Consider the following 20,877-nt stretch of genomic DNA (forward strand, 5'->3'; position numbering starts at 1 on the left):
CGATCAGAGACGACGATCCAGCAGCTTGACCAGCAATTGGTCCAGAGCGCCCCAAATAGCCTGCTGCAACCGTCGCCACCAAGGCCGCGCACGCCAGTCAGCCAAGGTGATTTCCTCGCTCTGGGCAAAGTCCGCCTCAAAGCTAGCAGCAACGCTGGCGCTGAAGACGGGGTCCAATGTCTCCAGATTGGCGTCCAGGTTGAAGCGCAAGTTCCAGTGATCGAAATTGCACGAGCCAACGCTGACCCAATCATCGACCAGCACCATTTTCAAATGCAGAAAGCGCGGCTGGTATTCGAATATCTGCACCCCGGCCTTGAGCAGGCTGGTGTAGTAGCGCTGACCGGCAAAACGTACTGGCGGATGATCGGTATTCTGCCCGGCCAGCAGCAGGCGCACCTCAATGCCGCGCTTGGCCGCCTGGCGCAAGGTGCGGCGCACGCGCCAGGTTGGGAGAAAGTACGGTGTGGCCAGCCAGATGCGCTGTTTAGCGCCGCGCAAAGCGCGCACCAGCGACAGCAAAATATCGCGATGCTGTGACGCATCAGCAAAAGCCACACGCCCCACCCCCTGGCCCAGCGCGGGCAAAGCCGGCAAATTTTTCAGGCGCAGCGGCATGCGCGGCCGCCAGGCTATCCAGGCCTGAGACGCCTGCCACTGACGCTCGAACAACTGTTGCCAGTCGGCCACCAGCGGCCCGCTGATTTCCACCATAACCTCATGCCAACGGCTGCTGTCTTGCTCCGGCTGCCAAAATTCATCGGTCGCGCCAGTGCCGCCGACAAAGGCAAATTGGCCATCGACCAGCAGCAGCTTGCGATGATCACGATGGAAATTGCGCAGGCCATGCTTCCAGCGCAGCGGGTTGTACCACTGCACCTGCACACCGGCGGCGAACAAGCGTTGGCGGTCAGCCGCTAAGAGGCCTTGTGAGCCAAAGTCATCAAACAAACACCGCACAGCGACGCCACGCTGGGCCGCGGCGCACAGCACGTCCAGCAGGCTGCTGGAGCATGCACCGCTTTCGACTAAATAGAGCTCTAATTCGACCTGCTGATGCGCAGCACTGATGCGCGCCAGCATCTGCCCAAAAAACTGCGGCCCGTCGACCAGCAGCGCCAGCGTATTGCCGCGTCGCCAGGGAAAGACGTTATCGGGCATGCGTACTCACTCTAAATATTGCCCCTCACACATCGGGAAGGAAGGCGCCACCATAGCCGCCCGGCAACGCCTTGCAAACCCTGCCCAGCGCATCACAGCGGCCGCTGAGCGTACTGAACCAAGCAGCCGGAGCTGGCACGCGAATGTGCAAGTAGCCCATGCGCCTATTGAGACGCCGCGCCCTGCACTGTTGATACCGCATCAGGAGCGAGACGCAGCGGAGGCTAATCAGGCGCTCAGGGCTCCGGCAGTTGCGCCGGCTCCGGTAACAACTGACAACCCTGGCGAGCGCTCAGCCATTGTGCACTCTGGGTGCTGCCCAGCCCACGTGCGGTGACGCGTTTATTGGCTTGATCATCGAAGAAGCCAGACAGCGGAACGTACTGCGCCACGTAGGCCTCGCAGTAGTCGGCCGGATTATTCACCACATAGCGGCACGAACAATATTCCTTAGCCGAGTAGGCGCCGATGATGCCGGGGAAGGCTTGCAGGTGTGTACGGTTCTGCCAGGCCAGAGCGGCGAGCAACAGCAGAATAAGCAACAACAGGCTGCTAAATGGACGACGAATCATGGCTGCACCTCATCGGCCAACGAGGCGAGAACCAGCTTGAGGAAGTGGTTGCGATCAAAGCTGCCGTCGCGGTCATCGGCGTAGCGCACCACCACCAGGTTTTCGCTGGCGATCACATACAACCCCTGCCCCCAATGCCCGGACGCCACCAGGGTATCCTCCGGCGCATCCGGCCAGGGCCTGCTCGCCCCCGCCACCGCTGCGTTCAACCACCAGTGTCCGCCGGGCACCGCCTCACCAGGCTGTTCGGCCTGCGGCTGGTAATTGGCAAACGGCGTGCGGTTGAACTCCACCCAGGCCTTGGGCAGCAATTGCTGTTCGCCCCAGCGGCCATCGCGCTGCATCAGCAGGCCGACGCGGGCCAGGTCGCGGGCGCTCATATAGACGTAGGAGGAACCGACAAAAGTGCCCGCCGCATCACGCTCCCACACAGCGGTCTTGATCCCCAGCGGGTCAAACAAAGCGGTCCAGGGGTAATCGGCGTAAGCCTCAGCGCCCACCATGTTTTTCAACGCGGCGGACAGCACATTGCTGTCACCACTGGAGTAACGGAAGCGCTCGCCCGGTTCGGCGTCGGCGCTGTGCGCGGCGGTGAAGGCCGCCATATCACTGCGGCCACGGGTGTAGAGCATCGCCACCACCGAAGATTTCAGCGGCGCGTATTCATAGTCTTCCTGCCAGTCCAGGCCCGAGGCCCAGTTAAGCAGATGGCCGATCTTGACCTGCGGGTGCGCAGCAAATGGCGGGTAATACTGCGCTACCGGTTCATCCAGACGGAAGCGGCCCTGACCGTAAGCCACGCCCATGGTGGTGGCGAGCAGGCTCTTGGCCATCGACCAGGTCAGGTGTGGGGTAGCAGCCGTTGTCGGCGCGGCATAGCGCTCGTACACCACCTCGCCATCGCGGATCACCAGCAAGGCATCGGTGCGTACGCCCTTGCGGGTGGCGTCATCGCGGGCCGGGAAGGCATAGTTTTCCAGCTCGCTGAGCGCGGCGCTGGGTGCGGCCAACTGGCTGTCCCAGTCTTCACCTGGCCAATTCTCGGCCTGGGCCGCCGTGCAGCCCGATGCGAAGACACACGCCAGCATCAGCCGCCGTGCGGAAAAGAGAGTGAAGGACATTGCGCTGCCTCTGCGGGGATCGAAGGCGGCACCCTAGCATGGCGCTGATGACGACAAAAAGCGCCGAACACGCCGCTTTATCCAGCGATTCGGCGCGATAAGTCGGTACGACTATTTCGGCACTCGGTAATCATCCGGCCCCATCAGATCCATGCCGCACTCAAGGTTTTCGATCCAGTAGAGGAAGGCATTGATCATTTCTGCGCCAACAAAGGGGCGGCCGTGCTGCGGCACGATCATCGCCACATCCATGTCACGCACCATCGCCGCCCACAGCCGGCAGATCTTGTTGCTGGCCATGTAACGCCGGTGGAAACCGAGCATGTTCGGTACATGGTTGACGAAGTCGGTCACAGGGTGCGCGTCATCAACCAAAGAGGCGCCCATATCGCCAGAGAAGAGGATCTTGCTCACCGGGTCGTACAGCTGGAAGTTGCCCACCGAGTGGAGAAAATGCGCCGGTACCGCTTTAAGCGTGCACTTGCCGAGGGTAAACGACTGGCCGCGATCCGGCAGCGCGATGATCCGGTCAAAGGTGTTGATGCCACGGCTGAGCGCCAGGTAGTTGGCCGTCAGGTGCGGCAGAAAGCGCGCCCAGAGCTTGGAGCAGATCACCCGCGCGCGGGTGTGCAGCAGCCATTTGTCCAGCGAGGCGATGATGTCCGGGTCTTGGTGCGAGGCGAATATATAGGTCAGGTCCTGCACGGGGATGTGCTTGGACAACTCCAGCGACAGCGGCGTGTAGGTCAGGTCGCCGCCGGGATCGAGCAGCAGGTATTGCTCGTTGTCGGTGATCAGAAACTGGTTGGACTGCACGCCCTCACCACTGACCAGGTCATCGAACATCATGCACTGATGCTCGCCGTTATCGAACAGCACTATGGGCTCGCGTCGCATGGCAGGCTCTCTCCCGAAAGCCCGCGAGCTTAATGGCGCAGCGATATAGCCTTACTGATCTGGATCAAGCCAGCCGACATGCCCTGGCTAAACCCATAGCACGGATGTAATCCGGGGTAGTCCTTTGGCTGTAAACCGCTCCCGCATTACATCCCGCTACAGGGTAATGCCGAGCAGTACCTGCGCTTTTTGCAACCGTTTGCTGCGCGCTCCAACGGCGATCGATAACACGCCTTTATCGCGCTGCCAGAGCTGCGCCCAGTGTGGATCACCACTGGCGAAGGCGGCGTCTAGATCACTGCGCAGGCTGTCGAACTGGGCGAACACGCCGGCCAGCAACAGGTGGCCATCGGCCTTGCTTGGGCATTGCCGCGCCACTTCCGCGCAACCGGCCAGCAAGCCAAGCAGGCGCAATTGCAGGGCCTGCGGCCAGGCTGAGTCCTGCGCGACGCCAAACAGCCAGGCAGCCAGCGCTGCTAGCACGTGGGTGTCTTCTAGGGTGCGGAAGGGTTTGACGTAATCATCCCAGCCATCGCCCGGCAGCCGCTCACAATGCGCGCCCTGCAGATGCAGGCGGCCATGGCTGACATCCGGCATTAACGGCAACGCTGGCAAAGCCTCAATCCGCACACCCGCCGCGCCATTGCGCACCACGCCGAGGGCCAGTTGCACCGGCGCACCGGCGGCCTCCTCACGGGCGGCCACCAACAGCCAGTCGGCGGCTTCGGCGGCGGTAACAAAGTCCTTGCGGCCATCCAGGGTCAGCGCGTCGATCCGCGTGGTCATATCCGCCGCGCGGCTGCTGCGGTTTTCAGTCACGCACAACGCACCCAGCGTCCAGGGTGCAGCAGGCCAAAGGGCACGCAGCGCGCCCTGATAACCCGCAAGAAACGCTAACCCCGGCGTCGCCGCCAAGCGGCCGCCGCGCATCGCCAGTTGCAATGGCGACGCACTGCCGATGCGCTCCAGCAGGCTGGCGTACCACGTTTCCAGGTCCGCAACCGGCAGGCGTACCTGCGGGCTCAACAACTGTTGCCAGGGCATGTCGTGCTCCTTTTGGGGTTATCGAAGTCGCTGTCACACAAGCATCACCAAAACTTAACGGAGGTGACACCGCCGCTACCTAGCCTGAGCTTGCCCAACAAGATCTACCGGCTGCAAGACAAAAAGCCGGCTAACGAGGCCACGTGAACGCATCACACGCAAAGGTTGAGCACGGCGAAAGCAAAGCAGAAACGCAGCGCAGCGAAGTAACAACCTGTGGCAGGCACGCAGGGTGAGCGTAGCGAATCAAGCGGAGTGCACGAGTTGCACGCGAGCACCCGAGGTTGCTTTTAACGCGGCACAACCGAGCGTAGTGGTTTTCACACGGCCGAAATGGAGATGACGGCATGACCCAGATGGCAATCACCCGCGACCGCACTACCCCAGCTCGTCGCTTGCAAGCCGAGCGCTTACACGGCCCTGCCGCCCTGCGCGAAGCCCAGGCGTTGCGCTTTCGCGTATTCAGTGCCGAGTTCGATGCCAAGCTCAAGGGAGCCGAGTGGGGCCTGGACATGGATGACTATGACATTCACTGCCAGCACATCGGCGTGCGTGATCTCAACAGCGGTGAGCTGGTGGCCACCACCCGCTTACTCGACCACCAAGCGGCCGCTGGCTTGGGCCGGTTCTACAGCGAAGAAGAATTCAGCCTGCACGGCCTGCTGCACCTCGAAGGGCCGGTACTGGAAATCGGCCGCACCTGCGTCGACGCAGCCTACCGCAACGGTGCAACCATCGCCGTGCTCTGGGGCGAATTGGCCGAAGTGCTCAACGAAGGCGGTTACCGTTACCTGATGGGCTGCGCCAGCATCTCCATGCAAGACGGCGGCATTCAGGCCCAGGCAATTATGCAGCGCCTGCGCGAACGCTACCTGTGCACCGAGCACCTGCGGGCCGAACCGAAAACCCCGCTGCCGCACCTGGATGTGCCGAGCAACGTGATTGCGGAAATGCCGCCACTGCTCAAGGCTTACATGCGCCTGGGCGCGAAGATCTGCGGCGAGCCTTGCTGGGATCAGGATTTCCAGGTGGCTGACGTGTTTATCCTGCTCAGGCGCGACGAGCTTTGCCCACGCTATGCCCGCCACTTCAAGGCCGCCGTCTAAGAACCCGCTCACGGTCTTCAACGCTAGAGCCTGCATCTAACAGCGCAGGGCACGCGCATAGCCGATCGTGAGCACAGTTGCACAAGCCGCCGGCAGCCTGTAGACAGTGCCGGCTTTGGTGTTTTTGCAGCGGGAGAGTGTGGTGAAGAAATTGCGTTTGTACCTGCGCCTGGCGCGCCTGCTGCTGGTCATCAGCGTCGGCACCCTGCTGGCGGCCGGCATCACCTTGCTGGAACGCCTGGTCCGGCATGACCTGATGCCAACCCGCCAGCGCCTGACCCGCTGGTTTCTCGCGCGCCTGGCGGCTGCCCTGCCCTTTCGCCTAAACGTGCAGGGGGAACTGCCACGGCAACCGATGCTGTGGGTCAGCAACCATGTGTCGTGGACCGATATTCCGCTGCTCGGCATGCTCACCCCCCTGTCCTTTTTGTCCAAGGCGGAGGTGCGCACCTGGCCGGTGGCGGGCTGGCTCGCGCTCAAGGCCGGCACGCTGTTTATCCGTCGCGGTTCAGGCGACAGCAACCTGCTCAACCAACAACTCGGCCGGCACTTGCAACAAGGGCGCAACCTGTTGATTTTCCCTGAAGGCACCACCAGTGATGGCCTGGGCCTGCGCACCTTCCACGGGCGTTTACTGAGCAGCGCCATCGACTGCGGCGTCGCCGTGCAACCGGTGGCTATCCGTTACCTGCGTAACGGCCAGCCGTGCGGTGTGGCGCCGTTTATTGGTGACGACGACATGCTCTCGCACCTGCTGCGCTTGCTCGGCAGCGACATCGGAGAGGTGCAGATTCAGCTGCTCAGCCCCATTGCCAGCACGGATCTCCGTCGCAATGCCCTGGCCCGCGCGGCGCAGCAGGCGATCCGCGAGGCACTGTTTGGTGCAGATGAGGCCGAGCCCCCTACAGCGATTCAAGGCCAGGCTGCTTAGTCCGCCAGCCCTCGTTCGCGGGCAACAAAGGCCTGTAACTCGGGGTAAAACTGCTGAAAATCTGCCAGCAGCGGCTGATACAACCGCTGCAATTCAGGCATAGCGCCGTCCAGCCCTTGGGGGCGCGACAGCCTTCGCTGAATGCCATCGACCACCTGCGCCAACACTTCAAACTCGCGGTAACTGCCCAGCCAGTCCTGCGCGGCCATGCGCGGTGCAATCCCCGCCAGGCGTTCTGGCAAACACGGTTCATGGGCCAGCACCTGATAAACCCGCTGGGTAAATATCGGCAGCGGCTCGCGGGCATAGTCCGCCCAATGCAGCGCCAGGCAGTGATCGAAAAACACATCCAGAAGAATCCCGGCATAGCGCCGCCGCTCAACAGGAAAGCGCGCCCGCGCCTGTAATTGCAGTGGATGGCTGTCGGTAAACACATCGATGCGCCGATGCAAACGGATGGCCGCCTCAATATCCGCCGGCCACTGCCCGGCCAACGGGCCTTTGACGAAATCGCCATACAGGCTGCCCAGCAGTTGGGCCGGCGCGTCGCCGCCCAGGTGTAAATGTGCGAGGTAGTTCATGCACTCAGCTTACACATCAGCGCGACCAATGATGACTATCGCCACGAACGATCTGTATATCGTCAACGACCGATATAAGGTTTGCCCCACCGCGATACAGCGCTCGCGCAGCCACGGGACAACCCCATGCAACTCGACATTGATGAAGTGATCAAAGCCCTCGCCCACCCCGTACGGCGCGACATTCTGCAGTGGCTGAAAACACCGCAGCTTCACTTCGCCGACCAGGACCATCCGCTGGAAATCGGCGTGTGCGCCGGCAAGATCGACCAGCGCACAGGGTTGTCGCAGTCAACAGTCTCCGCGCACCTGGCGACCTTGCAACGCGCCGGGTTGGTTAGCAGCAAGAAAGTCGGCCAATGGCACTTTTTCAAGCGCAATGAAGCGACCGTTCAGGCGTTTCTTTGCCACATCAACCACACGCTCTAAACCTTTTTCGCACGCCCCCACACGAAGGAAGCTTATCCATGACTACGCTTTTCGACCCGATCCAGATCGGCGACCTGCACCTCAACAACCGCATCATCATGGCCCCGCTGACCCGCTGCCGCGCCGATGAAGGCCGCGTGCCCAATGCCATGATGGCCGAGTATTACGTACAGCGCGCCAGCGCCGGGTTGATCATCAGCGAGGCCACTGCCGTCACCCCAATGGGCGTTGGTTACCCGGACACCCCCGGCATCTGGTCGGATGCTCAAGTGCGCGGCTGGAGCAACATCACCAAGGCCGTACACGCGGCCGGTAGCAAAATAGTCCTGCAGCTGTGGCACGTTGGGCGTATCTCTGACCCGATCTACCTGAACGGTGAACTGCCGGTCGCGCCGAGCGCCATTCAGCCTGCCGGGCATGTCAGCCTGGTGCGCCCGATGAAAGACTTCGTCACCCCACGCGCCCTGGAAACTGAAGAAATCGCCGATATCGTTGAGGCCTATCGCCTGGGCGCAGAAAACGCCAAGGCCGCCGGTTTTGACGGCGTTGAAATACACGGTGCCAACGGCTACCTGCTCGATCAGTTCCTGCAAAGCAGCACCAACCAGCGCACCGACCGCTACGGCGGCACCCTGGAAAACCGTGCGCGTCTGCTGCTGGAAGTGACCGATGCGGCAATTGACGTGTGGGGCGCAGGCCGTGTCGGTGTGCACCTGGCACCACGCGCCGACAGCCATGACATGGGCGACGCCAACCGCGCCGAGACCTTTACCTATGTCGCCCGCGAACTGGGTAAACGTGGTATCGCCTTTATCTGCGCCCGTGAAAAAGAAGCCGACGACAGCCTGTCGCCAGGCCTGAAACAAGCCTTCGGCGGTGTGTTTATCGCCAACGAGCGCTTCACCAAGGACCAGGCCAATGAGTGGCTGCAAAGCGGCAAGGCCGATGCCGTGGCCTTCGGCATTCCGTTTATCGCCAACCCGGACCTGCCCGCACGCCTGGCACAAGATGCCGAGCTGAACACGCCACACCCAGAAACCTTCTACGGTTCCGGCCCGGTCGGCTACCTCGACTACCCAACGCTGTAAGCCGGTTCCGCGACTCGGTTTAGGCCGATCCGAGCAGGCACCAGTCAGCAAAAAGCCCGATGCTGTGCATCGGGCTTTTTGCATTAGTGCAAATCAGTGTTTGTGCGGCTGAAGTGTCATCAGCGACGGCGCCTATCACGTGGGCGGTGTATCGCTCGGCCAATCGCCATACCGCGCCGAACGCTGCATCTGGGCTTAAAAACGGTAGTCCCAGCCAATTGCGGGGCCCTGCAGCGCGGCATCGAACACAAACCCGGAGGAGCTGTAGTCGACGTCAAGCCGTCGGTAGGCCAACAGCAGCGCGCTCTGGGCGGTTACTTTGTAACCAATCGCCGCCATCACGTCAGCGTTAAAACGCGACCCCACATCGAATCCACCCGCCATCACCCAGCCGGTGAAATAGGTACGCTCACCCAGGTGGTACGTGCCTTTGACCCCGACCACAGGGTCGGTCCAGCTTTCTTTATCGCGGCCATCAACAGCAAAGAAGTTGCCTAGGCTGACGTCCACCTCGGTTCGCAAGGCCCAGTGGCGAATGCCGCCGAGCACATCGACATACCCCCACTCGCCCGTCGCCGCACGGTATTGGCCGGCCAGCATAAAGGTGGTGGCTCGAACGTTGACATCTGCATCCGCCGAAATGCCCAAAGGCGTTGGCAGGCTGTCAGATTCACTCAGGCGTGCATGCAGCACATCCACCAGAATGCCGTAACGGCCACGGCGCGCTTCGAAGGCAACCATGGCGCCTGCATCCAAGCCTTCGAGCACATCGCTAAAATTTTTGCTGACGTCTGCGCGGCGGCCAAACTTACCTACCGTACCGTCCAGCCCAGCACCCCAGACATAGGGGGTTGCGCGGTAACGCCACTGACTGTCGTCGATGCTGTCACTCGCGGGCGTCGTTTGAGCTGACGCGGCGAATGACAGCGATGTAGCAAACAAACCGGCCGTAACGGCGAGAAGAGAGATCGTCTTGAACATGGCATTCCTTGGCTCTAGGTCGGTGAGTGCAAGACCTCGTACTCAGTTAATGAGGTTCTTGTAGAGGCGTCCGTTCTTCATGATCACGACGAAGTTAGCCGCTGGGTCTTTGATCAACGTTAGGTCTGCCGTGGGGTCGCCTTGCACCAGCAACATATCGGCTAAGGCACCTTCAGCAATAACGCCAAGGGCCTGCTTGTAGGGGTTACGCTCGCCACTGAGTTCAAGCAGCGCACCGTTATTCCCGGTGGCTATTTGCAGCACCTCCCCTGGGCTGTACCAGCGCTGCAGAGACGCCAGACGGGCGTTTTGCACGTCGCCGTTGTCACCTGAAAATAAGATGTCGGTACCAAACGCGACCTTGACCTTGTGCTTGCGGGCCAGTTCGTAAGCACGATCAGTCCCTGACGCAACCATCAGCTGTTTAGCCCGGCTCGGCCCCTTTTGGGGGTTCGCGAGTTCGTTATCGAGGAACGGCTGCAGCGACCACCAAATACCTTTTTCGGCCATCAGCTTCACCGTGTTTTCGTCAACCAACTGGCCATGCTCAACGGCTTTAACGCCGGCCTCGATCGACATTGTTACCGCATGGCTGGTGTACGCATGCACCGTGACGTAGGTGCCCCAATTCTCAGCCGCCGCCACAGCCGCACGAATTTCTTTGGGGGTGTATTGAGTGGCATCAATCGGGTCATACACCGAGGTCACACCGCCGCCGGCCATCAGTTTGATCTGCGTCGCGCCAAGCATGAGTTGCTCGCGGACGCGGCGTAACACTTCATCAGCACCGTCGGCAATAGCAGCTGTTCGGGTCAGTTCGCTGTGGCTCAACGGCTGATTGGGCGCGCGAGGAACTTCATATGGAAAGCGAAAATCACCATGGCCTCCGGTTTGAGAAATCATCGCCCCCGAAGCGAAAATCCGTGGGCCCGGATAACGCTCTTCCTCAATAGCGCGACGCAGCCCCTGCACCGGCCCACCCATATCGCGAACGCTGGTAAAACCGCGCATCAAGGTTGCTTCAGCAACCTGAGCGGCACGTAGATTGGTATAGCCAACCTCGCTGGTCATGGCGTCTGTGAGGGTTTGCCCCACCAGCATCATGTGCCAGTGGGCATCAATCAGGCCGGGCATCAAGGTGCGGCCATCACCGTCTATTCGGGTCAGTGTAGCGCCTTCGGGTGGGGAAAGTGGTGCGCTGGAAATGCGTGCAATCAGGTTGTCGACCACCAACACGTTGGCCGGATTTTTCGCACGGACGCTGCTCTTACCATCAAAGATGTGTACGTTCTCGATGAGCACGGCCGTCTGCGCAGCCGCGGCGCTGGTGATCAGAGCCGGCATAAACACGAGTAGTGATACCGCAGTAAGGTGCTTTAGCTTCATCTTGGCTATCTATCACTTAGGCGTAAGGGCAGAGTTTTGAATAACGCATCCGTTCTAAAATCGCAAATACGCGGGCGCGACTGGGGTGCCAAAAGATGAATGCCACTCTCATGACCTCAGCCTATTGCCACTGCCCGCTAGGGGTTGTTTAGTGTTGTGTAGGGCGTCGTGTGCCACACAGCCAGGCCCTCAGCGGGCGTTCGCTCGGCGCTTCGCTAGCTTCACCTAAACAGCCCCATGGCCGCGCCAACCTGGCGGCTCTCACGCCGTAAAGTACAAGGAACAGTGGATGAATATCGTCAACGCTCGCTTGCGCAAGAGACCCGGCCTGTGCCGCATTGAACTGAATGGCGAGCGCATTGCTGCGATCACCGAGCAAGCGACCCTTGTCGAGGCCAACGGGACTGACTTAGACGCCTCGGGCAATCTGGTCACTGCGCCCTTTATCGAACCGCACATCCACTTGGACGCCGCTCTCACTGCCGGTCAGCCGGCCTGGAACATGAGCGGCACGCTGTTTGAAGGGATCGAGCGTTGGGGCGAGCGCAAGACGCAGGTCACCCATGAAGACACCAAACAGCGCGCCCGCAAGACCATCGACATGCTGGTCGACCATGGCATTCAGCACGTACGCACCCACGTCGATGTGACCGATCCAACGCTCGCCGCGCTTAAAGCGATGGTCGAGGTACGCGACGAAGTGCGTCACCTGATTGACCTGCAGATTGTCGCCTTCCCCCAAGAAGGTATCGAGTCGTTCGCTAACGGCCGCGCATTGATGGAGCAGGCGATAGCCCTCGGCGCCGATGTGGTGGGCGGCATTCCGCACTTTGAGAACACCCGGGATCAGGGCGTCAGCTCGATCAAGTTCCTGATGGACCTGGCCGAGCGCACCGGTTGCTTGGTGGATGTGCACTGCGACGAAACCGACGACCCGCACTCGCGCTTTCTCGAAGTGCTGGCCGAGGAGGCCCGCGTGCGCTGCATGGGCGCGCGCGTCACCGCCAGCCACACCACGGCGATGGGCTCTTACGACAACGCCTATTGTTCGAAGCTGTTCCGCTTGCTCAAACAATCGAAGATCAACTTCATCTCCTGCCCTACCGAAAGCATCCACTTGCAAGGGCGCTTCGACACATTCCCCAAGCGCCGCGGCCTAACCCGCGTGGCGGAGCTCGACCGAGCCGGGCTGAATGTCTGCCTGGCGCAGGACTCCATCGTCGACCCTTGGTACCCGCTGGGTAATGGCAACATCGTGCGCATTCTCGAAGCCGGCCTGCACATCTGCCACATGCTCGGTTACGAGGACCTACAGCGCTGCCTGGACTTCATCACCGACCACAGTGCGCGCACCCTGAACCTGGGTGAGCGCTACGGGTTGGAGGTGGGGCGTCCGGCGAATCTGCTGATTCTGTCAGCGCCGGACGATTATGAAATGCTGCGCAGCCAAGGCCATGCACTGGTTTCGATCCGCGCCGGCCAGGTGTTGCTGCAACGCACGCCGGCGCAAATCCAACGCACCGGCTAGGCCTGACTAAAGCGCAGTAGAGCGGTGCCCTTAGCGGGCATCAATCTGCTGCTGCAGGTTTTGCACCTGCGCCTGCAAGGTGTTGATGTTGCGGGTCATCTGCGCGCGAAACGCATCAAACTCAGCCGTGCTGCTGCCTGCGGGGCGGGTTTCCAGGTCGCCTTTCAGCACCAGCAGGTCCTGCTCCAGGCGGGCAATCGCCTGATTGGGGTTGCCGAGTTTTTTCAGCGCATCAATCTCGCTTTTTAGGCCCGCAATCTTCTCATCCAGTTTGCTCTGCCCGGCCAGTTCACTTTTCAGGCTGGCGTGCTCGCTTTTCAACGCGGCCTGCTCATCGCCAAGTTTTTTCAAGCTGGCCTCAAGCTTTGCGCCACCGCCTTCCTGGCCTTTGAGTTGCACCGCCAACTGTTCAAGGCGCTTGCCCTGCTCGCCTTGCTGGCTGGTTACGCCCTGTTGCTGCTTGCTCAGCTGAGCCAGCTTGCTCTCCAGCTGTTTGACTTGCAGTTTCAGGGCTTCGCTGCCGCTGGTGACTGTCGATTCGGTGGCCACCACCTTGCCGGAAATATCCTGAATTCGCCCAGCCGCTTCCTCGCTGATGCGCGCGAAACTTTCCTGCGTCGCAACCAGCTGCTGTTCCATCAGGCTGATTTGCTGAAAGCTCCACCAGCCAAGCCCGCCCAAGGCAATCATCAAGGCCCCGACCAGTGCCCACAGCGGCCCAGTGCTGGCGGTTTTCACCGGTGCAACGGTGGCCGCGCGTCCATAGGTATTGCCGCGTGCAGGCTCCGAGAGTTCCGCCTGATAGTCATCGTGATCGCGCTGTTCCGCCCGCAGGCTGGGTACGTGATCGAGTTCGTCGTGGGCATCGTTACGCATGGGTCAACCTTCAAGAAAGCACAGGGGTCGCAAATTGCCGCGCAGTATAACGGTTCAGGCGCAGCGCTTCAGTGTCGCGCCAACCCAGGCCCAAACGCACCGACGAAGGGCATGACGCAGGCCGTGGACTCGCTGCAGCCTGCGCCGTTGCGCAAACTGTGAACTGGTATGCGCTTTGCAGACATTCCCATGCGACGTTTTCGCAGCGCCAGGGAGCCAGGCCGCTGCAGGTGCGATTTACCCGCAGCCAACGCGGCGAGAACAAACGGGGCATTCTGGATGAAGGCGCCTGTCCACTTGCACGAACGGGGATGGTCCATGGAGCTGAACAGAGCAGTACTGGATTGCATGAAGAACCTGCGCCGCCGACTGCGCGAAGAGCAGGCCGTCGACATTCGCTTGAGCCAGCCAGATGCCATCACCTGCATGCTCAACGCTTGCCTCAACTCAAGCAACGAAGAAACCCGCCAACTGGGCCAATTACTGGCGCAGTACAGTGACCTCCCCTTCACGGCGCCCAGCACCGCGGCGCGCATGCAGGCCGGCCACCCGCTACTGGTAGAAGACCTCACGCCGCGACCCGCGAGCGGCTCGGTGCGCATGTATCGCGGCCAACGTGTGTACGCCTGAATCAATGCGGCTGTTGCGCCTGCCACCAAGCGCAGAACTCATCCAGCGCATGCCACAGGCTGAACGTGGGCTCGTAGTCCAGGTATTGCTGTGCTCGGCTGATATCCAGGGAAAAGTCCTTGGCCATCACCGCCACGCCTAAACGAAACAAGGTTGGCTCCGGACGCCCCGGCAGGAGTTTGCATATCCCTTCATTTAGGGCCGCAGCGCTGTAAGCCAGGCCATAGGGTATGTGCCGCGTGACCGGCGGCAGATCGAGTTGGCGCAGCACATAATTGACCACATCCCACAGCGGCAGCGGCGCACCATTGCTGATGTTGTAAACCTGCCCAAGCGCAGGGCCTGCAGCCAGCAGGCCACTCATCAAGGCTGCATTGAGGTTGTGTATGCTGGTGAAATCGACCTTATTCAGGCCGTTGCCGATAATCGACAGACGCCCTTTGCGCTGCATCTTTATCAAGCGTGGAAAGATGCTGGTATCGCCGGCCCCGGTCACGAAGCGCGGCCGCAGCGCCAGCACCTCCAGGCCAAACTCTTGAGCGGCAAACACCTGCTGCTCAGCCAGGAACTTGGTCTTGCCGTAATGATCGGAAAAGCGCTTGGGCAATTGCTCTTCCCTGAGGCCAACATGCGCCTGGCCATCGAAGTACACCGAAGGTGAGGACAGGTGCACCAGCCGCTGCACATTCTGCTTGAGGCAAGCATCGACCACGTTTTCAGTGACGGTGACGTTAGCCTTATAGAAGTGCTCGTATGGCCCCCAGACACCAACCGCTCCCGCGCAGTGCACCACCCTATCGATGCCCCGGCACAGGTGCTGCACCAGCTCAGGGTCGGCCAGGTCGCCCTGGATAAATTCCGCGCCCCGCACGCACAAATGCTCAACGCCGTCAGCCCGGCGCCCATTGACCCGCACGCTCAAGCCCTGCTCCAAGGCAAAGCGGGCAAAACGCCCACCGATAAAGCCACTGGCCCCGGTTACCAGAATTTTCATCGCGGCCCCCTCACTTTATGTGCGGGCCACTCTAGCAGCGCCAACAGCCGCGTACCGACACCTTTTAAAGTGGGCCTGCCAAGATTGATGAAAGCGGCGTTTGCTATGGGTCTGATCAAACCAAACCCCGCCTGAACGGCCTGATAAGCCGTGCAGGTTATTGCACGCGCAGCGCTCGGTGCTGAAGGCTCAACGTTTCGCGGTTACCAGGCCGGTAGCGGCATGACGCTGCAAATGCTCGGTCAATGCGCCCAGCAGTTCGCCACCGCTGCGCCAATGATGCCAATACAGCGGAACGTCCAACGGGCGCTCAGGCAGTAACTCGCACAATGTCCCCGTAGCCAACTCTGCCTGTACCTGCAACTCAGGCATCAGGCCCCAGCCAAAACCCGCTTCAGCCAGCCTTACGAAGCCTTCAGACGAGGGGCACAGGTGATAAGCAAACCCACCCTCCATGCCCAGCGCCGACAGGTAGCGATGCTGCAATAGGTCATCGGGGCCAAACACAATTGCGGGCGCCTGCGTCAGCCCAGCAGCTGTCACCCCATCGGGAAAATACCGCGCGACAAATGCCGGGCTGGCCAAGGCGCGATAACGCATGCTGCCCAGCAACAATGCCCGCGCGCCCGCAACAGGGCGCTCGCTGGCGCAAACACAGGCGGCCACCTCACCGGCACGCATACGTTTGAGACCTACATCCTGGTCTTCAACCACCAACTCCAACAGCAAACGCTGCTCCGTGCAAAAGCCGCCCACCGCTTGCGCCCACCAGGTGGCCAGGCTGTCGGCATTTAATGCAATGCGCAGGCGTTCAGGCGGCCCCCCTTCATCCAACCCTGGCACCTGCGCTTGAATATCGCGCTCAAGCAAACGCACTTGTTGCACATGGTTAAGTAGACGACGGCCAATTTCCGTCGGCACGGGCGGCAGCACCCGCACCAGCACCGGCTGCCCCACCCGCGCTTCTAGCAGCTTGATCCGCTGGGAAACGGCCGACTGCGACAAACCCAGTACCTGGGCGGCACGTTCGAAGCCCGCCTGCTCCACGACTGCCGCCAGGGCGGCGAGTAACTTGTAATCAAGCAAATCAGTTTTCCTAATGAGCAATCAGCACTATTGGTTTCTCTTATACAACCTGACGCAACAGACTCGCCACACTCTCCACGGTAATCAGGGCAACCACATGGCCGGCGAAACCTCACTCACAACTTTATTACGCAGCATGACGCCTGTGCTGAACGATGGCGCATACGTCTTTTGCAGCCTGACTGACGCCACGCAGTTGCAAGGCGTGCAGCCGCTCGGCAGCTTTCAGGAGCGCGAAGGTTTGACCGTTATCCTGCAGCGCCAGCAGGCCGAGCACTTGCAACTGGAAGTTGATTATGTGGCGGCTTGGCTAACCCTGGAGGTGCATTCAGCCCTGGCAGCGATGGGGCTGACGGCTGCCGTTGCCGGGGCGCTGGCCACCGCCGGGATCAGCTGCAATGTGATTGCAGGCTATTACCACGACCACCTGTTCGTCGCCCATGCCGATGGTCCGCGCGCCCTGGGCGTGCTGCAGCAATTGGCCGAAAACGCGGAGTAGTGGGCATGTGGCAAAGCTATAGCAACGGCCTGCTGATCGCTGCCGGGTTGATTATTGCCCTCGGCGCGCAAAACGCTTTCGTCCTGGCGCAAAGCCTGCGCCGCGAACACCACCTGCCGGTGGCCATGCTCTGCGTGGTTTGCGATGCACTGCTGGTAACCGCTGGCGTGTTTGGCCTGGCTGCCATGCTCGCGCAAAATCCGCTGCTGCTGGGTTTAGCGCGCTGGGGCGGCGCGGCATTTCTGCTCTGGTACGGCAGCCAAGCTCTTTTACGGGCTGGCCGTCCGCAAGCGCTCAAGCAAGCCAGCGACAGCGGCCCACGCTCGCGCCGCGCCGTGTTGCTGGCGGCGCTGGCCGTCACCCTGCTTAACCCGCACGTTTACTTGGACACCGTATTGCTGATCGGCTCACTCGGGGCGCAGCAAACGGTGCCGGGGGCCTATGCGCTGGGCGCCGCAAGCGCATCATTTATGTGGTTCTTATTCCTGGCCCTGGGCGCGGCCTGGCTTGCACCTTGGCTGGCCAGGCCCAATACCTGGCGCGTCATCGATCTGGGTGTGGCACTGATGATGTTCAGCATTGCATGGCAGTTGCTGCGTGACACCAACATGGGCTGAAACAGCTCTGCAACAAGCCTGCGAGCGCTGCGCCAAGTTGGTTTTCCACACAGTTGTCGTGTGTTTAAGGTGCAGTGCCGGTGCTATGATCGAAGGCTTGCGGCGCAAAGAGATAACTCACGCCGCTTAGATAGCCGCCCGTGATCGGCTTCGCGCACACCGCACCTGACCTGATTAGGAGATAGACAATGGCTTTCGAATTGCCGCCGCTGCCCTACGCACATGACGCACTGCAGCCGCACATTTCCAAGGAAACCTTGGAATTCCACCACGACAAGCACCACAACACCTATGTCGTGAACCTGAACAACCTGGTCCCTGGCACCGAGTTCGAAGGCAAAACCCTGGAAGAGATCGTCAAGACGTCTTCCGGTGGCATCTTCAACAACGCCGCCCAAGTCTGGAACCACACCTTCTACTGGAACTGCCTGGCACCTAACGCTGGCGGTCAACCGACTGGCGCACTGGCTGACGCGATCAACGCAGCGTTCGGCTCGTTCGACAAGTTCAAAGAAGAGTTCAGCAAAGTGTCCATCGGCACCTTCGGCTCCGGCTGGGGCTGGCTGGTGAAGAAAGCGGACGGTTCCCTGGCTCTGGCCAGCACCATCGGTGCCGGCTGCCCGCTGACCAGCGGCGACACCCCGCTGCTGACCTGCGACGTTTGGGAACACGCTTACTACATCGACTACCGCAACGTACGTCCGAAGTATGTTGAGGCGTTCTGGAACCTGGTTAACTGGGACTTCGTCGCGAAAAACTACGCGGCGTAAATACCAGCGCACCACACAAGAACCCGGCCAAGTGCCGGGTTTCTTGTTATGCGATAAGGCCGATGATCGCGAGCCTGACACTCACTCGTAAACGGCTGCAGTTGCCACAACCAAACCCGCCACCCGCAAAAAACGCCCTGTTGCACTCAAGTCGCACGTCAGCGCACCGATACATTGCGGGCAGCACATTTACTCGCCACTATCAGTGACAGCACAGCGCAGCAAAATTACTCGGCACACTTTAGTAATGGCCCTTTGACTGCAAGCACGACTTTGCCAATACTCATTGCGTCTGACGCCAACGGCTTCGAACAAGGAACCGCCACTTGAAGCTGGAACTCAAAAACAGCTTGTCACTTAAGTTGCTCCGCGTGGTGCTGCTTTCAGCGCTGATCGTCGGCGTGGTCTTGAGTTTTGCCCAAATTGTGTTCGACGTGTACAAAACGCGTCAGGCGGTGACCAACGATGCGCATCGTATTCTTGGCATGTTCCGCGACCCTTCCACCCAGGCGGTTTACAGCCTGGACCGGGAAATGGGTATGCAGGTTATTGAAGGCCTGTTCCAGCACGAGTCAGTGCGCATGGCTTCCATCGGCCACCCCAACGAGCCGATGCTCGCGGAGAAATCGCGCGTACAGATCGATATCCCGACCCGCTGGATGACCGACCCGATTCTCGGTAAAGAGCAGAACTTCACCACTCGGCTGGTCGGTCGCGGCCCCTACAGCGAGTACTACGGCGACCTCAGCATCACCCTGGATACCGCTCCCTATGGTGAAAGCTTTGTCACCAACTCGGTAATCATCTTTATCTCAGGCGTGCTGCGTGCATTAGCCATGGGCCTGGTGCTGTATGTGGTCTACCACATGCTGCTGACCAAGCCGCTGTCGAAAATTATCGAGCACCTGACCAACATCAACCCGGACCGTCCCAGCGAGCACAAGTTACCCATGCTCAAAGGCAACGAGAAAAACGAGTTGGGGTTGTGGATCAACACGGCCAACCAGCTGCTGTCTTCTATCGAACGCAATACCAACCTGCGTCACGAAGCGGAAAACAGCTTATTGCGCATGGCCCAGTACGATTTTCTCACCGGCCTGCCGAACCGCCAGCAACTGCAACAGCAACTGGACCAGATTCTCGAAGACGCCGGCCGCCTCAACCGCCGCGTGGCTGTGCTGTGCGTGGGCCTGGATGACTTCAAAGGGATCAACGAGCAATTCAGTTACCAGACCGGCGACCAACTGCTGCTGGCCCTGTCCGACCGCCTGCGCAGCCACAGCGGTCGTCTTGGCGCCCTAGCCAGGCTTGGGGGCGACCAATTTGCGCTGGTTCAGGCCGACATCGAGCAGCCTTATGAGGCCGCCGAGCTGGCGCAAAGCGTGCTCGACGACCTCGACACCCCGTTTATGCTCGACCAGCAGCAGGTGCGATTGCGCGCCACCATTGGCATTACCTTGTTCCCGGAAGACGGCGACAGCACCGAGAAGCTGCTGCAGAAAGCCGAACAAACCATGACCTTGGCCAAAAGTCGCTCACGCAACCGCTACCAGTTTTACATCGCCAGCGTCGACAGCGAGATGCGCCGCCGTCGTGAGCTGGAGAAAGACCTGCGCGACGCCCTGGCCCTGAACCAGCTGCACCTGGTCTACCAACCGCAGGTCGACTACCGCGACCACAGTGTGGTGGGCGTCGAAGCGCTGCTGCGCTGGCAACATCCTCAGCACGGTCTGGTACCGCCAGATCTTTTTATCCCGCTCGCCGAGCAGAACGGCACCATCATCCCGATTGGCGAATGGATTCTCGACCAGACGTGTCGCCAGTTGCGTGAGTGGCATGATCAAGGCTTCACTGAGCTGCGCATGGCGGTCAACCTGTCCACCGTGCAGCTGCACCATGCCGAGCTACCACGGGTGGTCAATAACCTGATGCAGGTCTACCGCTTGCCGCTGCGCAGCCTTGAGCTGGAGGTGACTGAAACGGGCCTGATGGAAGACATCAACACCGCCGCTCAACACCTGCTTAGCCTGCGCCGCTCGGGGGCGCTAATTGCCATTGATGACTTTGGTACTGGCTACTCCTCGCTGAGTTACCTGAAGAGCCTGCCGCTCGACAAAATCAAGATCGACAAGAGCTTCGTTCAAGACCTGCTGGAAGATGAAGACGATGCCACAATCGTGCGCGCCATCATCCAGCTGGGTAAGAGCCTGGGCATGCAAGTGATTGCCGAGGGCGTAGAAACCGTTGAGCAGGAGGCCTACATCATTGCTCAAGGTTGCAATGAAGGTCAGGGCTACTTGTACAGTAAGCCGTTGCCAGCACGGGAACTGACCAACTACCTGAAGCAGGCCAGACGCCTCAACAGCGCGGCCGATCCCGTCACGCTTTAGACGCAAGCGCATACACAGCAGCCCGCCAACTTGGCGGGCTTTTTTATGGGTGCCTGAAGCAGCGCGCCAGCCATCCCCCCGAGGCAGCTCAATACATAGCGTGTTCGGCTTGAGCACCTAAGGGCAGATTCAGCTGCTCAGCAATGACCTGCAGCGGCCTTGATCATCGCTTTCAGTGAAAAAACAACAA

The 20,877-nt window shown here is 60.6% G+C and carries 21 protein-coding genes; 10 read left to right on the forward strand and 11 right to left on the reverse strand.

The genetic code is table 11. From position 1 onward, the window contains the following. Nucleotides 1-3: 3 nt before the first annotated feature. From AC0J6G_RS12785 to AC0J6G_RS12805, 5 genes are all read right to left on the reverse strand, one after another. Nucleotides 4-1,161, reverse strand: coding sequence for a phospholipase D-like domain-containing protein (locus AC0J6G_RS12785; protein ID WP_475248267.1), 1,158 nt, complete (start codon nucleotides 1,159-1,161; stop codon nucleotides 4-6). A 236-nt stretch (nucleotides 1,162-1,397) separates the two neighbouring features. Further along, nucleotides 1,398-1,733, reverse strand: coding sequence for an amidase (locus AC0J6G_RS12790; RefSeq protein ID WP_475248269.1), 336 nt, complete (start codon nucleotides 1,731-1,733; stop codon nucleotides 1,398-1,400). Then, entirely contained in the window at nucleotides 1,730-2,821 is a 1,092-nt protein-coding gene (locus tag AC0J6G_RS12795; RefSeq protein WP_475253728.1) for a serine hydrolase domain-containing protein, read from the reverse strand. Before AC0J6G_RS12795 ends, AC0J6G_RS12790 begins: the two co-directional genes overlap by 4 nt. A 144-nt stretch (nucleotides 2,822-2,965) precedes the next feature. Continuing rightward, entirely contained in the window at nucleotides 2,966-3,751 is a 786-nt protein-coding gene (locus tag AC0J6G_RS12800; protein ID WP_475248271.1) for an oxygen-binding di-iron domain-containing protein, read from the reverse strand. A 156-nt stretch (nucleotides 3,752-3,907) separates the two neighbouring features. Then, nucleotides 3,908-4,795 (reverse strand): acyl-CoA dehydrogenase middle domain-containing protein, encoded by an 888-nt coding sequence (locus AC0J6G_RS12805; RefSeq protein WP_475248273.1) that lies wholly within the window; start codon nucleotides 4,793-4,795, stop codon nucleotides 3,908-3,910. A gap of 347 nt (nucleotides 4,796-5,142) precedes the next feature. Between AC0J6G_RS12805 and olsB the strand changes: the two genes are divergently transcribed. Together olsB and AC0J6G_RS12815 are read left to right on the forward strand one after the other, a co-directional pair. Further along, a complete protein-coding gene (olsB, locus tag AC0J6G_RS12810; RefSeq protein ID WP_475248275.1) occupies nucleotides 5,143-5,901 on the forward strand; it encodes an L-ornithine N(alpha)-acyltransferase in 759 nt (252 codons plus the stop codon). A gap of 142 nt (nucleotides 5,902-6,043) precedes the next feature. Then, the gene (locus AC0J6G_RS12815; RefSeq protein WP_475248277.1) at nucleotides 6,044-6,832 is read left to right on the forward strand and encodes a lysophospholipid acyltransferase family protein; all 789 of its coding nucleotides are present in this window, start codon (nucleotides 6,044-6,046) and stop codon (nucleotides 6,830-6,832) included. Here AC0J6G_RS12815 and AC0J6G_RS12820 read toward each other — a convergent pair. Then, on the reverse strand, nucleotides 6,829-7,413 hold the full coding sequence (locus tag AC0J6G_RS12820; protein WP_475248279.1) for an acyl carrier protein phosphodiesterase: 585 nt from the start codon (nucleotides 7,411-7,413) through the stop codon (nucleotides 6,829-6,831). The two genes, AC0J6G_RS12815 and AC0J6G_RS12820, sit on opposite strands and share 4 nt — an antisense overlap. Before the next feature lie 126 nt (nucleotides 7,414-7,539). Here AC0J6G_RS12820 and AC0J6G_RS12825 point away from each other — a divergent pair, with 126 nt between their 5' ends. Both AC0J6G_RS12825 and AC0J6G_RS12830 read left to right on the forward strand, forming a co-directional pair. Beyond that, a complete protein-coding gene (locus AC0J6G_RS12825; RefSeq protein ID WP_475248281.1) occupies nucleotides 7,540-7,842 on the forward strand; it encodes an ArsR/SmtB family transcription factor in 303 nt (100 codons plus the stop codon). Nucleotides 7,843-7,880: 38 nt separating this feature from the next. Continuing rightward, nucleotides 7,881-8,930 (forward strand): alkene reductase, encoded by a 1,050-nt coding sequence (locus AC0J6G_RS12830; RefSeq protein WP_475248283.1) that lies wholly within the window; start codon nucleotides 7,881-7,883, stop codon nucleotides 8,928-8,930. 195 nt (nucleotides 8,931-9,125) lie between these two features. Here AC0J6G_RS12830 and AC0J6G_RS12835 read toward each other — a convergent pair whose 3' ends face one another. Then, on the reverse strand, nucleotides 9,126-9,911 hold the full coding sequence (locus AC0J6G_RS12835) for a hypothetical protein (protein WP_475248285.1): 786 nt from the start codon (nucleotides 9,909-9,911) through the stop codon (nucleotides 9,126-9,128). Nucleotides 9,912-9,953: 42 nt separating this feature from the next. After that, on the reverse strand, nucleotides 9,954-11,297 hold the full coding sequence (locus AC0J6G_RS12840; protein ID WP_475248287.1) for a metal-dependent hydrolase family protein: 1,344 nt from the start codon (nucleotides 11,295-11,297) through the stop codon (nucleotides 9,954-9,956). A 289-nt stretch (nucleotides 11,298-11,586) separates the two neighbouring features. Here AC0J6G_RS12840 and codA point away from each other — a divergent pair, with 289 nt between their 5' ends. Then, nucleotides 11,587-12,825 (forward strand): cytosine deaminase, encoded by a 1,239-nt coding sequence (codA, locus tag AC0J6G_RS12845; protein WP_475248289.1) that lies wholly within the window; start codon nucleotides 11,587-11,589, stop codon nucleotides 12,823-12,825. Nucleotides 12,826-12,855: 30 nt separating this feature from the next. On the opposite strand, the gene AC0J6G_RS12850 is transcribed toward codA, so the two are convergent. Further along, nucleotides 12,856-13,701 carry an ATPase gene (locus AC0J6G_RS12850; protein WP_475248291.1) on the reverse strand — a complete coding sequence of 282 codons (846 nt, stop codon included), beginning with the start codon at nucleotides 13,699-13,701 and terminating at the stop codon, nucleotides 12,856-12,858. 318 nt (nucleotides 13,702-14,019) lie between these two features. Between AC0J6G_RS12850 and AC0J6G_RS12855 the strand changes: the two genes are divergently transcribed. Then, entirely contained in the window at nucleotides 14,020-14,331 is a 312-nt protein-coding gene (locus AC0J6G_RS12855; protein WP_475248293.1) for a hypothetical protein, read from the forward strand. A gap of 1 nt (nucleotide 14,332) precedes the next feature. Here the strand turns inward: AC0J6G_RS12855 and AC0J6G_RS12860 are convergent, their stop codons facing one another. Next, entirely contained in the window at nucleotides 14,333-15,325 is a 993-nt protein-coding gene (locus AC0J6G_RS12860) for an NAD-dependent epimerase/dehydratase family protein (protein WP_475248295.1), read from the reverse strand. Between the two features lie 189 nt (nucleotides 15,326-15,514). Further along, nucleotides 15,515-16,411 (reverse strand): LysR family transcriptional regulator ArgP, encoded by an 897-nt coding sequence (locus AC0J6G_RS12865; RefSeq protein WP_475248297.1) that lies wholly within the window; start codon nucleotides 16,409-16,411, stop codon nucleotides 15,515-15,517. 97 nt (nucleotides 16,412-16,508) lie between these two features. Between AC0J6G_RS12865 and AC0J6G_RS12870 the strand changes: the two genes are divergently transcribed. The 4 genes from AC0J6G_RS12870 to AC0J6G_RS12885 all read left to right on the forward strand — a co-directional run bounded on the left by AC0J6G_RS12870 (nucleotide 16,509) and on the right by AC0J6G_RS12885 (nucleotide 20,687). Next, complete coding sequence (locus AC0J6G_RS12870) at nucleotides 16,509-16,910, forward strand: ACT domain-containing protein (protein ID WP_475253730.1); 402 nt, start codon at nucleotides 16,509-16,511, stop codon at nucleotides 16,908-16,910. A 5-nt stretch (nucleotides 16,911-16,915) separates the two neighbouring features. Further along, the gene (locus tag AC0J6G_RS12875; RefSeq protein WP_475248299.1) at nucleotides 16,916-17,527 is read left to right on the forward strand and encodes a LysE/ArgO family amino acid transporter; all 612 of its coding nucleotides are present in this window, start codon (nucleotides 16,916-16,918) and stop codon (nucleotides 17,525-17,527) included. A 188-nt stretch (nucleotides 17,528-17,715) separates the two neighbouring features. Further along, nucleotides 17,716-18,297 carry a superoxide dismutase gene (locus AC0J6G_RS12880; protein ID WP_411183243.1) on the forward strand — a complete coding sequence of 194 codons (582 nt, stop codon included), beginning with the start codon at nucleotides 17,716-17,718 and terminating at the stop codon, nucleotides 18,295-18,297. Nucleotides 18,298-18,623: 326 nt separating this feature from the next. Continuing rightward, on the forward strand, nucleotides 18,624-20,687 hold the full coding sequence (locus AC0J6G_RS12885; protein ID WP_475248301.1) for a putative bifunctional diguanylate cyclase/phosphodiesterase: 2,064 nt from the start codon (nucleotides 18,624-18,626) through the stop codon (nucleotides 20,685-20,687). The last annotated feature ends 190 nt before the right edge of the window (nucleotides 20,688-20,877 follow it).

The sequence above is a fragment of the Pseudomonas sp. TS_SC_3 genome (genome assembly GCF_056156225.1).

Bases quoted from the DNA above. Each gene is read 5' to 3' on its own strand.
- AC0J6G_RS12830 (WP_475248283.1), top strand. From the start codon at position 7,881: ATGACTACGCTTTTCGACCCGATCCAGATCGGCGACCTGCACCTCAAC.
- AC0J6G_RS12800 (WP_475248271.1), bottom strand. From the start codon at position 3,751: ATGCGACGCGAGCCCATAGTGCTGTTCGATAACGGCGAGCATCAGTGC.
- AC0J6G_RS12870 (WP_475253730.1), top strand. From the start codon at position 16,509: ATGGCCGGCGAAACCTCACTCACAACTTTATTACGCAGCATGACGCCT.
- AC0J6G_RS12850 (WP_475248291.1), bottom strand. From the start codon at position 13,701: ATGCGTAACGATGCCCACGACGAACTCGATCACGTACCCAGCCTGCGG.
- AC0J6G_RS12840 (WP_475248287.1), bottom strand. From the start codon at position 11,297: ATGAAGCTAAAGCACCTTACTGCGGTATCACTACTCGTGTTTATGCCG.
- AC0J6G_RS12880 (WP_411183243.1), top strand. From the start codon at position 17,716: ATGGCTTTCGAATTGCCGCCGCTGCCCTACGCACATGACGCACTGCAG.
- olsB (WP_475248275.1), top strand. From the start codon at position 5,143: ATGACCCAGATGGCAATCACCCGCGACCGCACTACCCCAGCTCGTCGC.
- AC0J6G_RS12860 (WP_475248295.1), bottom strand. From the start codon at position 15,325: ATGAAAATTCTGGTAACCGGGGCCAGTGGCTTTATCGGTGGGCGTTTT.
- codA (WP_475248289.1), top strand. From the start codon at position 11,587: ATGAATATCGTCAACGCTCGCTTGCGCAAGAGACCCGGCCTGTGCCGC.
- AC0J6G_RS12825 (WP_475248281.1), top strand. From the start codon at position 7,540: ATGCAACTCGACATTGATGAAGTGATCAAAGCCCTCGCCCACCCCGTA.
- AC0J6G_RS12835 (WP_475248285.1), bottom strand. From the start codon at position 9,911: ATGTTCAAGACGATCTCTCTTCTCGCCGTTACGGCCGGTTTGTTTGCT.
- AC0J6G_RS12795 (WP_475253728.1), bottom strand. From the start codon at position 2,821: ATGCTGGCGTGTGTCTTCGCATCGGGCTGCACGGCGGCCCAGGCCGAG.
- AC0J6G_RS12805 (WP_475248273.1), bottom strand. From the start codon at position 4,795: ATGCCCTGGCAACAGTTGTTGAGCCCGCAGGTACGCCTGCCGGTTGCG.
- AC0J6G_RS12855 (WP_475248293.1), top strand. From the start codon at position 14,020: ATGGAGCTGAACAGAGCAGTACTGGATTGCATGAAGAACCTGCGCCGC.
- AC0J6G_RS12820 (WP_475248279.1), bottom strand. From the start codon at position 7,413: ATGAACTACCTCGCACATTTACACCTGGGCGGCGACGCGCCGGCCCAA.
- AC0J6G_RS12790 (WP_475248269.1), bottom strand. From the start codon at position 1,733: ATGATTCGTCGTCCATTTAGCAGCCTGTTGTTGCTTATTCTGCTGTTG.
- AC0J6G_RS12875 (WP_475248299.1), top strand. From the start codon at position 16,916: ATGTGGCAAAGCTATAGCAACGGCCTGCTGATCGCTGCCGGGTTGATT.
- AC0J6G_RS12785 (WP_475248267.1), bottom strand. From the start codon at position 1,161: ATGCCCGATAACGTCTTTCCCTGGCGACGCGGCAATACGCTGGCGCTG.